This window comes from Salinivibrio sp. ES.052, assembly GCF_900141775.1.
Classification (GTDB): Bacteria; Pseudomonadota; Gammaproteobacteria; order Enterobacterales; family Vibrionaceae; genus Salinivibrio.
This window is the reverse complement of sequence record NZ_FSRI01000001.1, coordinates 2022176-2035814: the sequence shown is the minus strand read 5'-3', so window position 1 is coordinate 2035814 and position 13639 is coordinate 2022176. Positions and strand designations below refer to the sequence as shown.

The window sequence follows — 13639 nt, the reverse complement described above, 5'->3', positions numbered from 1 at the left end:
TTAGCTCAGTGGTTAGAGCAGTCGACTCATAATCGATTGGTCCCCAGTTCAAGTCTGGGAGGGGCCACCAGTCATAGCAAGGCCTGAGAGGTTAGTAACCACTCAGGCCTTTTGCTTTTTATTTTGCTGTGTAGCATATATGTAGCAAATTAATCGTTCTTAAACGTCCTTTTGATTCGCACTCCCCACCTGCCATACCCATTCTCAGGTTCGATATTAGTGATAGCTTGCTTAAGCACAGCTTTCGAACAGTCCGCCTTTTTAATCCATCTCACAAAATATGGCTTATCTAACACTTTGGACAATAGCGCACGAAAACCAAAACAGCCCTTGATACACTAGTCCCAAATCTGCCAACTCGATGGCGTGTTAGGTGCCGACAACTGATCGGCGGTAGCATGGCTAAACACTGGATGCTTAATCAGCTTATCGGCTAGATGCAGCCGAAAGCGTGCGCGTTTATCCGTGACAGATTCACACTATCGCAGAACGGATGACAAAAAGAACCTATTAGTCAGGCATTTACATACTTACGCTTGGAGATAGTGTGAGTACCAGAATAGAGATAGGCGGCATGCACACTTTCGCGGAAGAGCAGTATTCATTAAAGATGGAAAATCCTTATAGGAACAATCGGTTAGGTAGAAAAGATTGCGTATAACGGTTTTGGGAAATCGTGCGTGCGCACTAATACAATGTTATGCCACAAATTGACGGTGAAGAAGTATGAATAAAGTAGAACGGTTCGAAGGCGAGGCGCCAAAGATTAAAGGTGATGGTTCAATTCGTTACCACCTGTGGACGGACGATCAAGGAGCTCTATTCGTTCAGCTATCTGCAAATGAGGTAGACACCGCAAGCCCAGGAACATTGGACCAATATTTGTTCCCCGTCGCCGAATACATTGATAGGCGATGTGAGGAGAGTCAGTTGAACGTGACGCAAGGTCTGCGTGTCGAGACTGAAAGCCCCGAGAGGGTAGAGAACAATAACACCAGTGCTTTTCTCAAAGCGGTGCTCAGGCATCTGTTCCCCTGCTCAATGAAAGCATAACCAGCAGCGTCAGTCGGACCGTTTTGTTCCGCTGCGCTCCACAAATCGGCCGCTGCGCAAAGCGTTATACAAACGGAGGCAGCAACAAAATATGAGTAAGCAAGAACATCCTAGAAAAGCGGTAGAAAACTTTAAAGCGGTCATGCAATTACTCAGTCCGTCACGGTTGAAGCTTATAGCTTTCTCGGTTTCGTTCGTTGTGCTTGTTGGCTATTCAGTCAATTCAGAACAATTTACCTTGTTAAAATCAATTTTGCTTGTTTACTCATACATTCTTGGTCTTTCTGTTTACTCATTGAATAGACTATCCCAAGTTAAGAATGACATCGAGTATTTGTCTCAGGAGTACTTCGGTGATTTTCCTGTACGACAACCAAATGGTTTTGCTTGGGAAACTCCAGACGGACAGCGCCTAGAAAGCGAACGTTTGAACAAGCACTATAGCTATCGTATAGCGTTAATGTTTATTGGGTTTGTTCTCTTGGTTTTTGGTCTGTGCTTGCTAACAGTGTTTGTATAATAAAGCATTTAAGACGGATTCCCAACGCTTGGCATTTTCGGTTTGATTCGACTTTAGTATTTACGGCACAATGGCTTAGGTCGGGTGGCAGGCGTTGCTCACCACTTAATGCGGCGTTATGCCCTAGGTAGATATCATGAACATGAGAGAATTTTCGGATAAAGTCGAATTATCGGCTTATACCCTTCGTTATTACGAAAAAATTGGTTTACTCAAACATGTCCAAAGAAATACTAGTGGTCATCGGGTTTATTCAAATAGAGATATTGATTGGGTAAGTTTTATTAAACGACTTAAAGACACGGGCATGCCTCTTGAAGAGATTCAGACATATGCCTCTTTAAGGGAGTTAGGAGCTCAAACAGTAAAAGAGCGGCAAGCGCTGCTAGAAAATCATCAAGAAAATCTAGTAAAGCATATCATGCAGCAAAATGAGCACCTGAAAGCATTGGATGAAAAAATTAATTTATATAAAAGTGGAGAAATGAGTTGACTTAGAGTTAACTCTAACTAGTAAAGTGTGCTGGTATTCATAAAACAGGAGCACACAAAATGGAAAATTCACGTTTCGACAAAGGTTTAGCGCTATTATCAGAAATTGACGGTGAAGCTGGGCAAAAAGTTATCGATAGCCTAGAAGATATTTGTCCTGATTTGGGTAAATACACAATCGAATACCCATTTGGAGATATTTATTCTCGTTCAGGGTTAGATTTGAAATCAAGAGAATTAGCTACTGTTTCAGCCTTAACTGCAATGGGTAATTGCATACCGCAATTAAAAGTTCATTTACATGCAGCTCTTAATGTTGGTTGTTCAGAGACAGAGCTGAAAGAAGTAATTATACAAATGTCAGTCTATGCCGGTTTTCCAGCAGCACTAAATGGTATGTTTGCACTCAAAGAAGTGCTCTCTGAACGGCGGGCATAACAAATCGCATCAATTGACAAAAGTACATGTCACGAATTTTGGTACCCAAAATGTAGCGCCATGTATTTCTGCAACTGTGCTCAGCGTTAAGCAATACCAGGTGTTCCAATGGAAAATATAGACCAAAGAATTGAAAAACTTACCGATTTTCTCGGACTGCTGGATGCCTGGGAAGAAGAGCATCCAGAAGAAATACGGTCACGGATTAGTCGTGCAAGACCAAGCGTGCAAAGGGAAGTATTGGAAGCTGGTTGTCTGCATACCATTACAGTTTCTCCCCCACCGGCAGTTGGTGGAATGGTCATGCAAAACGTTAATCCCTTTGACATGATTTTTGAACGTGTCTACTTGCGTAGTCTAAACCCATACGTTCGCGACATGATAAATCAGACCATTGGAGTGCTAGAGGAATGGAAAACACATCCTCCTGAGGAGAAAACCGCGCGCAATGAGCCCGAAGTCAAATTTCAGATTCAACAAGGCTATGTTTTTGTAGCAATGCCTATCGGGCCTGAGAATCCGTTCGACGACGTACTCGATGCTGTAAAAGAGGCATGCCAGCGTTGTGGTCTGAATGCTGAGCGAGTGGATGAAGCACAGGCAAATGAGCGAATAACAGATCGGATATTGGAGTCCATACAAAAAGCTGAATACGTTATTGTGGATTTGACTGAGTCACGACCTAACGTATTTTACGAGGCAGGATATGCCCAAGGGATTGGAAAGCTACCGATTTACATAGCGAGATCAGGAACAAAGCTTGAGTTCGACCTGAAGGACTATCCGATTATATTTTTCGAGAGCTACAGGGAGCTCAAAAGCGGTTTAGAACGCCGACTCAGGGGGCTTGCCGAAAATAATGCTTAACCAGTGCAGGCACGGCGACACCCATTACATTGCGCCTTCGGCTCCATTTCATGGGCGCGCATGCTGCAGGCGTTATGTTTTTAGGAGAAAACTATGAGTAAAGAAACACAACATGTAGTCAGTAACTCACAAGGTGGATGGGACGTTAAAAAAAGTGGTTCTGACAGAGCATCTAAACACTTCAATACACAGGAAGAAGCCATTCAATGGGCGAAAGGTGTAGCGAAGAATCAAAAAACTGAACTCTATATCCATGGTAAAGATGGGAAAATTAGAGAAAAGAATAGTTATGGCAAAGATCCACACCCGCCTAAAGGATAAGGTTTGGTGATCAAATATGGAAAGTTTTGAACGAAACGTATTTGTAAATTGCCCGTTTGAATCCGCGGGGTGCCTCCAATTTCAAACCCATACCTAATTTCTGTTCTTCGAGCGGGGCATGTTATTCTTTATGCTTAATTTGAGGTTTGCAGCAATGAAAGAGTTAATTGAAAAACACAAGCAAGGAGACTTGAGCGATAGCGACCTTATATACTGTGTTTATGAGTTTCTGTTCTCAAAAACAATGAGAGATACGGAGTTTAGTTGCTTATCAGAAAGTGAAAGGCATCTTTTCTATACATTAGCGCTTGAAGGTCAGGTTTTGAATGGTGGTTTTTATCAATACTTTGACAGCTGTGATGGTGACAATATTTTTCACGCAATTGAAGGCTTCGAAGTGATTGGATTACGGTCAGCAAAGAAAATAGCTATGAAAACATTACTCCTATTTCAAAATTCAAGCCCAAGCATGAACGAGGATGTTAGGCGAGAACAGCTACAAGGGCTAACAGTTAAAGATTTTGGAGTGCTACAGACGTTGAGTCATGAGTTTGCCGATTTAGAAAGTGAAAATGCGAAACTTTTTGTCCGATTTATCTATTCTCTTTCCTAGTAATCATGGATCTTCAAAAATCTAATGAATTTTTCAAGAGGGAATTACAGCGCACGGTATTTTATTGTGCGTTGATTTAAGTGGTTTACGCGCTATGCTTAAGATGGGTAGTAGCGTCGGCTGCTTCTTAAGTGAACGTTAAATTTATAGGTAATTCAGCAGATGTACAAGATTATAGTAGTCCTTTTTACATTATTTTCTTCAATGGTATTTTCTAGTGGTGAAGACTCATTTTCAAAAAAAATTGAGGAAATGCAAAAGAGAGGCGAAGAAATATTTCGCAGTGAGGCTATTGGTATTTGGAAATGCACTTATATAGGTGAAAGTAACCTAGACAAAAGTGCTTTACTAGTTGTGTCAGAAAGTGAGATAGCGTTATATCCTTCAAATGATATTATTTCATTTAATGTGTATGAAATTAACGGATTACCTAAAAACAACCAATATATGGTTGCACAAACAGAACGGTGGCATGTAACTCGTAACTATAGTGATGGAGACTCAATCGAGCTAAAATTTAAATACCGTGGTAATGTCTTATCTGTTATTCGTTCAAACTCTGCACAAATGGAAATTATGAATTTAGTCTGTCAAAAAACGGAAAAGTAAATTTAACAAAGTATTCGAAAGTGTTCGCAAAGCATAGTGTTTTCACTATGCTTTGGTTTAAGTGATTGAAGAGATTTGAAGCGGTTTCTGTATTACATTGTCCCTTTACAAGGCGTTGGAGTGTCTCTTCATAATTGAGCGAGGCTCATCGCATGTACGAGCCGTATATATTCTATTCCCGCCCATTGGTATCAATGGATAATAGAACATTGGAGAAAAAGCTTACTAGTGTGCTTGTTAGCCACCATCCATCACTATTTTGAAGTGCTAGTGGTTTGGTCTCGGCGTGAATGATTTGCGACACAAAGTCCTTTCATATGTATTTATCGATGTTTTATCGCGTAACCTTCTATCGCTAGCTTGATGCTAAACATATCAAATTTCCAAAAATACAGTTATTCACAGAACTCCAAGTAAAAGCGCATCTGTCTTCAAGACAGATGCCATTCGTTCGTGCGGGTGATGATGGCCTTTCCGCCTGCTGAGATGCCTTTAAGCACCTTTAGAAGCTCGTCTTCGCTATACATGGACGTTTTCACCACGCCTGTATCACTATCAAAAGCCAGCTCATAATGAGGGGCTATAGCCTGCTCTGTGCGCTTGCAGAATACGCCACCCATTAAATCTGTAAAGCTTTTCCAGTTGCCTTTGTCGGCTGCGTCGTGAATATCCTGCACTAGCTGACTTTCTGCCATCATTGCCTTTAAACGGCGTAATTCACGCCAAACCGTCACCGAACATCCTCCCAGTTGTTGAAACTGGCGAATGCTCCAGCATGCCGCCCATGCATCGACGCGCGCCGCTGCACATTTCGGGTCTTCACCGTAGATACCTGCATCAAGATGATCACCGTCGATGTTCTTTGAAATGTATTTCGCGATATACCCCGTCGCTGAGCCCTTGTTTGGGTCAATCTTCACTTCCGTAAAGCGGTGCTGCTCGGCGCCTGTTTCGTCGCCATCTTCCCGTAAAGCGTAATCTCTCATGGTAGTGATGAGGGTGTCGTAATGCGCAGGTTCGACGAACAACAATAAATGCCAATGGGGTGTACCGTCGTGCTGTGGCTCCACAACCCGAAAGCCATAGAATCGCACATCCTCGCGCTGTAGTTTGGCACGCATAAGCTTCCAAATATCATTGAGATAATCCTGAGCCTCAGCAGGCGTATAGCCTCCCCATTTTGGATTTTCATCGCCCGTTGTCGCATAGCTGCGGTGGTATTTAGACGGGCAAGTAATAGTGAGAAAGGTCGCCACATGGCCGAGCTCATTGGCTAGGTCTTCAAAACCTCGCGCCCTCACCATGAGCTCAGTTTTGCGAATTTTCGGATCAGCAACGCCCTTTTTCGATAATTCCAGCAGGCTAAAACTTTGCCCTAGTTGATTGGTAACAGTCGTGTTCGCAAGGTATTGCTCTTGATGAAACTTTTGAGAAGCGCGGGCGCTTAGGGTTTCTTCGGAGCAGTAGATAGACTTGCGACGGTTTACTTCATTGAGGTGTCGCATCACGGTTTCAATGTTCTTACGCTGGGCTTTTCGAAGTTTGCGCAGCCACCATGATTTATCGGACATACGACGCAGCCGACCCTCTAGGGTGTATTTTTCCTCATCGGGAGGCAGCACGCCAAAGCTGGCACATAGGGCGTGAAGGGTTGTGATTGTTTGCTGTTCGTCCCCCATTAATTCACGCCTAATCGCCAGTGCAGAATCAACAAGGTTTTCCGCCTCTTCTCGCAAGGCATCTTCTGAGATATTGAGATTTAGCTTTTCGGGCGACACGGTGAGCTTGCTCATCAGGCTGTCGGTGAGCTCGCGTAGGTAGGTGTTTCGCGCTTGCTTGTTGGAAATGGCGAGATAGTGCTTGAACAGGATTTTTTGCGCTTTATCCGGCAAGCGACAAAGGCGCTCTTTGACGAACGCCTTATCATCCCAGTCAATTTGAGCAAAGTCAGTTTCAGGAATGGCTAACATCCAATGCCCTCCCTGCTGGTGTGAGCTCAAAAACATACCACTTGATACCGTAGGGGTAGGTGGTTCGGTACGTGATGAGCTTTTCTCGATAAAGCTTAAAGACAGTGCGTGGGTTTAATTTCATATCAAACCCTGTTGCGCCAATGTATCCGGCCTGATTGACGCGATAATCGGCACATAGCTCAAACCAATGCCCCGCTTGCATCGCACGGATAACCGCTTGTTGATGTTTATTCAGCTTAGGCATGCTCACGCTCTCCATAGCTGAGGTGTGCCTGTTTGCGGTGCTGATCTAACCAGTTATCCAAATCTTCTTTTAGGTAACGTACCGCTCGGCCAATTTTGATAAATGGTGGCGCTTCGGTGCGGTTGAGTCGGTGGCCTTCCATGCGTGATTGACGCAGGAAAGAACGGCTCATACCGATATAAGCAGCGGTTTCTTGTTCTGTGTATGCGCGTTTTTGGGTGTGTTCAGTGTGCATAACGATATCTCCGTGTGTTCGTTGGGAGATACCGTAACCGTCCCAACTAGCTTGGGACGCTGGTTGGGACTCTGGTTGGGAGAGTTTTTAGCTAAAGCGTTTTACGTACCGCTGAGACGTAGTTGGAGAAGGTCTTGTAATTGATCCGATGTGTGCCATCTATGCCAAACCACTCGACACTGTCATGGCCTATCTCCACAATGAGGCCATCCTCGTCAATCTGGTGAGCGTTATTTTCATGGTCTCGCCTGATGGCATACAAAACTTTGCGGGCTTCAGCGTCGCGATCCACAGCTAATATTTTACGGATCATGACTTTAATGGGGTGGGTTTCAATTTTGCTGATATCAGGGATAGAAATACTTCGGCCTGTTTCGCCCTCAGGGCGTAGGTCAAAGGCGGCATTGACGGCCTGCAAATCAAACCGTAATTGGTCAGCATCTATCGCCAATGGCTTGGCCTCTAACGCCCTACCTGTTTTGGCTAGGGCGTCCCATAGGCCTGAAAATCCCTGACGACTCCATTCCTCTGGGCCTGCTTGGGCTAGTTGCCTCGCTTCTTGCCCATAGGTCGCCTTGGTGCCTATGGCCCCATAGGCCATAAAGGGGGCCATAGGCCTCTGGGGCAGGGAGGATACCCGACTAAATATGCCGCTCTCGGCGTCTGGGAAATCGTTTTTGACCTCCCGCCAGTGGCTTACGTGGTCAGGTTCCAGTATTTGGGCGTGACGAATTGGGGCGGTTTTTGAATGAATACAGGCTATTGACTGGTCTTGTGTTAGGCCTATTACGCCCTTGTAGGCGAACAGGTTTGCCAGTGCAGGCCTATGGCCCTCGTTGGCGGCAAGCATCGCCCCCATCGATTTTTCATCTACCCAAGCGCACAGGGAAAGCTCCCCTTGCTCGACAGCGGCCAATAGGTCGCCTTTGGTGATAGGGGTGATATCGTGGATTTCATCTAGGCGGTAAAAGCGACGGTTTTGCATCTAATACTCTTTATCTGTTATTCCAATTAACATCTATTAGCCCCCAATAAGGCTAACAGCCGCTGCCTTATGCTCTGGTGCTAGGTGGGCATATCTTAACGTCATTTTTAGGTCGGCGTGGCCTAGTAGCTCCCGAACGGTATTGAGGTCGACGCCTGCCATCACCAGCTTACTGGCAAAATGGTGTCGTAGGTCGTGGAAGTTAAAACCTTCAATATTTGCAAGCCCTAACACGGTTCCCCACGGCTTTTTAACGTCGGTGAGCGGTTGGCCGTTTTTGCCCTCAAAGAGGTAGATGGCCTCTGGGTTTTGCTCGCGCCAGCTTGCCAGTGTGTTATAGGCCTCATTGTTGAGTGGTACTATGCGGCCTTCTTTTGATTTTGCATTCCCGCCGCGCACTTGTAGATAGCGTTCAGAAAAGTAGATATCACGCCATTCAAGGCTGAGTAGTTCGCCTCGGCGTAGCCCCGTATTGATAGCTAACAGGATGAGAGGCTCTACATAATCCACGAACGTGACATCATCTAAGCACGGATACAACGAATAATTACGTATAGCCCGATGCTCATTGGCCGAACGGCGAGCTAGGCGAATATCTTGGTCTCGATGCTTGATAGCATGCCGTAATCGTTTCTCTTCCATGTCGGTGAGATAGCGTAGGCGGGTATTGTCGGCCTTGATGGCTTTCACTTTGGTCAGTTCGTGTGATTCGATTAATCCCCATTCAACGGCGCGAGATAATGCGCCTTTAAGTGAGTTCACACTGTGATTAATTGTCGACGCGGCTTTACCCTTTTTCCGTTGCTCACTTCGCCACTTCTCAACTTCCCATGCGGTAATTTGGTCGAGCTCTTTATCCATCAAAAACGCAAAGCGGCTTTTAATGTGGTTAACAATACGCTGGGCTGTTTTCGGATTACGGGTTTGCAAGTAGGGGAGGTATCGCTCGTCTAGGTAAACGGGTAGTTTGAGGTGTTTGCGGCGTTGGCTTTCTTGGCGTGCTTGCTTCCTTTCATCATGCACGTTGTTCCCTTTGGCAACGTCACCTGCTTTTTGTTTAGCAAGGTCACGCGCTTGAGCTGGGGTTAGGTCGTACGCCGTTCCGAGCTTGTAGTTAACCTGTTTGCCATCATGTCGGTAGTAGAGGTAGTAAACAATGCGCCCCGTTGCTGAGATACGAGCATGAAAGCCATGAATCTCGGTATCGTTGATGCGTTTATCCTCAACCGAAAACTGCTTGATACTGCTCGCGGTGATCTTCTTTTTAAGAGGCATGATGCTTTGCGTCCTTGGTGTCTACCCATCGATTCTGTGTAGCATATATGTAGCAAATCAATCATACTTCCATGAATTTTGATGAACAAGGAAAAACAAAGAAAACTACATAAGTGCATGATAATATTGGGTTAAACTGTTCTTTCTTGTTCACTGCGGTTCATGCAAAAACACCCAAAAAGCGTCTCATAATCGATTGGTCCCCAGTTCAAGTCTGGGAGGGGCCACCAGATTCTAGAAGGTTAGTAAGCGTAGTGTTTACTAACCTTTTTTGTACCTGACGATTTTTGGTCAGGTAATGGGTCAGGTAAGCCCCGATCACGCACTCTTCTCTGTCTGCTCCCAATACTACGCTGTTGCCAAATGTGTCCTTCTGGCGGATAAATCTCTCCCATAGAGAACAAAGAGAGATTAAACCCGCAAACCAATCATAAGTAACTTAAACTGCACTTATAGGTGATTTCTTATACATTCATCACAAAAGTGATTTATAGTGAACTTATGTGGTGAGGCGAACTTAAAAGTGACAAAAGTACACTAAAAGGCACTTATGAAAAAAGGTAAGAGGGTAAAGGCACAACCTATGCCTGATTTGAATACCGAGTTTAGTATGGAAACGCTGGGGAGCGCCATTCGCTCAAAGCGCACCGATAGAGGCTGGCGTATTGATGATCTCGCTTCAAAAGCCAACTTATCTCGCAGAACAGTCATGAAGATAGAAAAAGGCGATACCAGTGTCACCTTTGCCAATGTACTTGTCCTCATGGACATCTTAGGGCTGTCGTTACGCCTTATCGACCTAAACCTATTTGCTCGTCCACATAGCCAAATAGCCTCCCAAGCTGAAAACAGCGTGATAAGCAGTGAGGACGGTTGGTATGAGTAAGTTACAACAGTTAGACGTGTTTATTGGCACACGTTCGGACTGATTCGTAAGCTTGGTGCAGAAACATCTGGCGCATTATCTTTTCGAGTGCCAGATTCGGAGCCTCAAGAAATCCGCTTTAGACCTGTACCTAATGAGGAGTAGGTAGACCGACTAGAGCGTAACTTTGCGCCATTGGTTTATTGGGACGGTAAGGTTCGCCTTTCGGTTGCTGGTGTGCAAAACAAGTTAAACGTACTTAAGCGCGGCGATGAATGGGGGTTTGGGGAGGGAAAATTAAGTTCCAACTGTATTCTGAAGTTTGAAAGCGGTAAAGCACCGTGTATTGCTGTTAATGAGTTCTTCTGCATGACATTAGCCAAGCTAGCTGGTTTGGACGTCGCTAATGTTGAGTTAACTCGCATTGGGAAGACGAGGACACTGAGCGTAGAGCTGTTCGATCGTGCCTATATCGCGACTCGTGATGTCGTTCAACGAAAACATGTGATTGATGGCTGTCAGGCGACTGACTTACCTCCAGGCTATATCAAAACGCAATCAGGCACCGCTGATCAGCGTGCCTGAAATGCAAGAAAATGGACAAAACCTGCCGCTCACAGATTATTTCTTTAGTTTATTCTATGCAGGATTAGCGCATAAAAACACAGTCCGATATTTGCGCACTACACGTAAAAAATTGATTTTCAGAAAGATTATGACTTGCCCAGTTCGAAAACATTTTACGTAGATTCTGCTCTGCTTACTTCACGGATAACAAGGAAATACAGCGAGGAAATTAAGAGTATCGAACCACACAATATCCAACTAATCGATATCCCGAAGTGCTCGGAAATGACCCCCATAGTCAAAGAAGCAAACATCCCACCGCATGTAACAGCGAAAGAACTTATGGATAAAGTGGTTGCGCGAATCTCTTCTTGAGTGTTCTCATTAAGTAATACTTGCTCGGAGTTATTTCCCATTGTGAAGAGAAAGAAAAACGTCAAGTATAATGAAGAAAAGCTTGTGGTATTGGTAGCGTTCGCAAGCAAGAGAAGTGAAAACCCAGCAAGTGATCTAGTTGTAAATATTAAGGCCTTATGTGAACCGAAAAATATTTTTAATAAGGGAATAGAGAGTACTGATGATAAAGCCGACATCAAGAAATACAGTGCTGATATGATGCCAAAAAGAGTCAAGTCATCAGGTGCCGCTCCTATCAAATCTGCTAGATAAGGTTGCCAGAAGCTTTCAACAGCGCTCATCACTGCTCCAAAAACGAATGTTGCCTGAAGAAGCAATCTTAAAGTCCATTGATTTAAAGAAACTGTAAGCGCCGTAATACTAGTTTGCATCGCGATGGCTATGGTATTTTGGGTATTTTGGGTATTTTCTTTGATATTTTTCTGCTCAGGAAGCAGCACCCATGTCAGAAAAAACAAGGCAATACTAGATAGGCTAGCTACGAAAATATTGATGTCATATACGCTAAATGTTTCAATGTATGAGCTAACAATACTGTTAGGTAGAACCCCACCTATTAAAGACCCTGTAGCCAGCCCAACAGTAACCAATACATTTATTTTCGCGATTGCTGCGTGGTACGAATATTCCCCCATAGAGTTAACAAAAGAATCGTAGAACCAAGCGTCTAGACTGTCAGAATAAACAGCCCTTGAAGCTCCCAGAAATATAGCGCTAACCAAGATATCCCCTAAACTACTTGCATAGAAAAGAGCAAGGCAACCCAACAAATTAAGTGCTAGAGAAAACAAGTATGTATTTTTGCGCCCAAAGGTGTCGGCGACACCACCTAGAGGTATTTCTAATATCGCAGTACTTCCGATCCACACCGCCATTACAAAACCAATTTCCGTTAGGTTTAGCCCTCTAGATTGAAAAATAAGTGTTATTACTGGGATAAGTAACCCAACTATCATCCAGTGCAGGCCTTGTTGTATGCCAAATCGTATAACCAACTCGCTTCGTTTCATCAGTGTGTCCCCTCTCTTACTCAAGTTGCATCATCCTATTTTGATACATCTGTGCAATCTAAAGATAAAAAGGATAGTATTAAGATACTTTCAGTATCTATATAGGAATAATTCAGACGAAATGGATGAACAACTATCATTAGAGGTGTGTAAATTACTCAAAAGAGAGCTTAAGAGGTGCAATATTTCGTATCGCACACTCGCTACGGAACTCGAAGTATCAGAAGTCAGTGTCAAAAGGTTGCTAAACAACTTACAACCGCTTTCCATACAAAGGTTGATAGCTATTGTTAATCTTACAGAGACACCAGTATCGAAGCTTTTTTCTGAGGCTGAAGAGAACATTTCTTCAATTCCTGTTTTTTCGCAAGAACAAGATGATGCTTTTTATGATAATCCATCTCTTTTTTCATTCTGGTCAGAACTAGCAGAAGAACTTACCGTTCAACAAATCAAAGAAAAGTACAGGTTGAACGATGCTTCAACACATCTGTACCTTCGAAAATTGGAAAAGCTCAGTCTCATCAAGATAGGATCAAACAACGAGTGTAATCTTTTGTTGCCTAAGCAAACCTCATTTGTAAAGGGGGCTAGATTCCCTGTTTATTTTACGACGCAAGTGTTAAATGGTCTTCAAGAACGAGTCATTAACCTACCAGCCAATGATGATGAAGCATTTCTCACCAGCTTCAAAGCTGAGCTGACGAAAGATGAGTTTGTCGAGATCAATGGTATGTTGGATAACTGGTTGTTTGGTAAGCTTCGAGAAAGGCAAGGATTTGGTGGTCGAAACAACGATAAGGTTAAACCTTATACATTTGGTTTTATGGGAGCACAAGGAGAGTTCCATGGTAAGCTACCGTCAATATCCAATTTGATTTAACAACCCTATACGATCATTTTTGCTAACACGAATACGTTTATATCTAATCTATGCGTTCCTGCATGTTTGTATAACAATGCTGGAGGAAGTCGTTGGTTAGAAACTCTGATTATGCGAGAAAGTGGGAGATTCCGTGCAGTGCCGTTCTGCTATCTGCCATAACTTCACGTATCGGAAACTCAGCAGAGTCAGGGCAACCACACTCGGCAAGTTTGGCTTGATGATTTTGTAACGATTTCAGTTCATGGTTCAAATCCCGTATGCATTCCCCC

Annotated in this window: 16 protein-coding genes, 1 tRNA gene and 1 pseudogene; 12 read left to right on the top strand and 6 right to left on the bottom strand. The window is 43.9% G+C overall.

Annotated elements, in window-relative coordinates:
- The 9 genes from BUQ98_RS09460 (at position 1) to BUQ98_RS09420 (ending at position 4913) form a co-directional block, all read left to right on the top strand.
- Positions 1-70: transfer RNA gene (locus BUQ98_RS09460), tRNA-Met, on the top strand.
- Positions 71-726: 656 nt separating this feature from the next.
- The gene (locus BUQ98_RS09455) at positions 727-1053 is read left to right on the top strand and encodes a hypothetical protein (RefSeq protein ID WP_074213524.1); all 327 of its coding nucleotides are present in this window, start codon (positions 727-729) and stop codon (positions 1051-1053) included.
- A gap of 91 nt (positions 1054-1144) precedes the next feature.
- Complete coding sequence (locus BUQ98_RS09450) at positions 1145-1573, top strand: hypothetical protein (RefSeq protein ID WP_074213523.1); 429 nt, start codon at positions 1145-1147, stop codon at positions 1571-1573.
- Between the two features lie 136 nt (positions 1574-1709).
- Positions 1710-2066, top strand: coding sequence for a MerR family transcriptional regulator (locus BUQ98_RS09445; protein WP_074213522.1), 357 nt, complete (start codon positions 1710-1712; stop codon positions 2064-2066).
- A gap of 59 nt (positions 2067-2125) precedes the next feature.
- A complete protein-coding gene (locus BUQ98_RS09440; protein ID WP_074213521.1) occupies positions 2126-2503 on the top strand; it encodes a carboxymuconolactone decarboxylase family protein in 378 nt (125 codons plus the stop codon).
- Between the two features lie 108 nt (positions 2504-2611).
- Positions 2612-3370 carry a hypothetical protein gene (locus tag BUQ98_RS09435; protein ID WP_074213520.1) on the top strand — a complete coding sequence of 253 codons (759 nt, stop codon included), beginning with the start codon at positions 2612-2614 and terminating at the stop codon, positions 3368-3370.
- Between the two features lie 93 nt (positions 3371-3463).
- Positions 3464-3691, top strand: a complete 228-nt coding sequence (locus BUQ98_RS09430) for a DUF2188 domain-containing protein (RefSeq protein ID WP_074213519.1) — start codon at positions 3464-3466, stop codon at positions 3689-3691.
- A 154-nt stretch (positions 3692-3845) separates the two neighbouring features.
- Positions 3846-4304, top strand: a complete 459-nt coding sequence (locus BUQ98_RS09425) for a DMP19 family protein (protein ID WP_175566303.1) — start codon at positions 3846-3848, stop codon at positions 4302-4304.
- A gap of 162 nt (positions 4305-4466) precedes the next feature.
- Positions 4467-4913 (top strand): hypothetical protein, encoded by a 447-nt coding sequence (locus BUQ98_RS09420; RefSeq protein ID WP_139294681.1) that lies wholly within the window; start codon positions 4467-4469, stop codon positions 4911-4913.
- A gap of 431 nt (positions 4914-5344) precedes the next feature.
- Here BUQ98_RS09420 and BUQ98_RS09415 read toward each other — a convergent pair whose 3' ends face one another.
- From BUQ98_RS09415 to BUQ98_RS09395, 5 genes are all read right to left on the bottom strand, one after another.
- Positions 5345-6883, bottom strand: coding sequence for a replication endonuclease (locus tag BUQ98_RS09415; RefSeq protein WP_074213516.1), 1539 nt, complete (start codon positions 6881-6883; stop codon positions 5345-5347).
- Positions 6867-7130: a hypothetical protein gene (locus BUQ98_RS09410; RefSeq protein ID WP_074213515.1), complete on the bottom strand. Its 264-nt coding sequence runs from the start codon at positions 7128-7130 to the stop codon at positions 6867-6869. The genes BUQ98_RS09415 and BUQ98_RS09410 overlap by 17 nt, the downstream gene beginning before the upstream one ends.
- Complete coding sequence (locus tag BUQ98_RS09405) at positions 7123-7365, bottom strand: helix-turn-helix transcriptional regulator (protein WP_074213514.1); 243 nt, start codon at positions 7363-7365, stop codon at positions 7123-7125. Before BUQ98_RS09405 ends, BUQ98_RS09410 begins: the two co-directional genes overlap by 8 nt.
- 91 nt (positions 7366-7456) lie before the next feature.
- Positions 7457-8350, bottom strand: a complete 894-nt coding sequence (locus tag BUQ98_RS09400; protein ID WP_074213513.1) for a hypothetical protein — start codon at positions 8348-8350, stop codon at positions 7457-7459.
- 36 nt (positions 8351-8386) lie between these two features.
- On the bottom strand, positions 8387-9625 hold the full coding sequence (locus tag BUQ98_RS09395) for a site-specific integrase (protein WP_074213512.1): 1239 nt from the start codon (positions 9623-9625) through the stop codon (positions 8387-8389).
- Between the two features lie 550 nt (positions 9626-10175).
- Here BUQ98_RS09395 and BUQ98_RS09390 point away from each other — a divergent pair.
- The gene (locus tag BUQ98_RS09390) at positions 10176-10511 is read left to right on the top strand and encodes a helix-turn-helix domain-containing protein (RefSeq protein WP_074213511.1); all 336 of its coding nucleotides are present in this window, start codon (positions 10176-10178) and stop codon (positions 10509-10511) included.
- Positions 10512-10538: 27 nt separating this feature from the next.
- A pseudogene (locus BUQ98_RS17160) lies at positions 10539-11036 on the top strand (HipA domain-containing protein); the annotation flags it as partial.
- Positions 11037-11230: 194 nt separating this feature from the next.
- Here the strand turns inward: BUQ98_RS17160 and BUQ98_RS09380 are convergent.
- A complete protein-coding gene (locus BUQ98_RS09380) occupies positions 11231-12484 on the bottom strand; it encodes an MFS transporter (protein WP_074213510.1) in 1254 nt (417 codons plus the stop codon).
- Between the two features lie 121 nt (positions 12485-12605).
- Here BUQ98_RS09380 and BUQ98_RS09375 point away from each other — a divergent pair, with 121 nt between their 5' ends.
- Positions 12606-13367, top strand: a complete 762-nt coding sequence (locus tag BUQ98_RS09375; RefSeq protein ID WP_074213509.1) for a helix-turn-helix domain-containing protein — start codon at positions 12606-12608, stop codon at positions 13365-13367.
- The last annotated feature ends 272 nt before the right edge of the window (positions 13368-13639 follow it).